Raw genomic sequence first — 626 nt, 5'->3', positions numbered from 1 at the left:
GCGCCCTGTGGAAATGGTGGAACGGTAATCATGAGGAAATGAACTATCAGGCGGCGGTAGCAACAGCTGCCGCTGTTGCCCGTGCGCAGACGGCAACTGCCGGAGCGAGCGTGCTGGAGCCTCTCGCCGGGCGCGGTCTGACCTATGGCACATGGGCGGTGCGTGCCGCTGCTGGCTTTGGTGAGATTGCAGTTGCCGGTGCCGGTGCATCCGTTGCCGGATTGCTGACAGGCATGATGCCTGGCCGTCTCAACGACGGGGAGCAGGATTTTATCGACCGGATGCGGGCCGAGCAGATGCGCGAAGCGCCTACCCGGGTGCGTTTTACCTGGGAAAATGACGGCAAAGGCAACCCTACGCCGCGCGGCTGGCATACGCCGCCGGGCAAGGATATGGTGCGGGTGCGCAAAATGGAGTGGGACAGCCGTTATCAGGCGTACACGTTCACCACGGAGGAAGAGCCGCGCATCACCATCATCTGGACCCCGGACCATTCCGGCGTTAACACGCCGTCAAATACCGGAAATCAGGCGCGGCCGGTGCTGCCGAATCCGGTGATAGTGGACCCGCTGGCGGACAATACCGGCATCACGGCCACCACTACCCCGGCCCCGGAAGAGAAGAGC

General features: G+C 63.3%; 1 protein-coding gene. It reads left to right on the top strand.

All coding sequences use genetic code 11. The features are described from left to right. The coding region (locus JJB97_RS18320) for an S-type pyocin domain-containing protein (RefSeq protein WP_238715521.1) at positions 1 to 626 on the top strand (626 nt) is incomplete at both ends.

Origin of the sequence: Tenebrionibacter intestinalis (assembly GCF_016632365.1) — a bacterium.
In the GTDB taxonomy this organism is placed as follows: Bacteria; Pseudomonadota; Gammaproteobacteria; order Enterobacterales; family Enterobacteriaceae; genus Tenebrionibacter; species Tenebrionibacter intestinalis.
The sequence above is the reverse complement of the archived record's forward strand: the minus strand, read 5'-3'. Positions and strand labels throughout refer to the sequence as shown.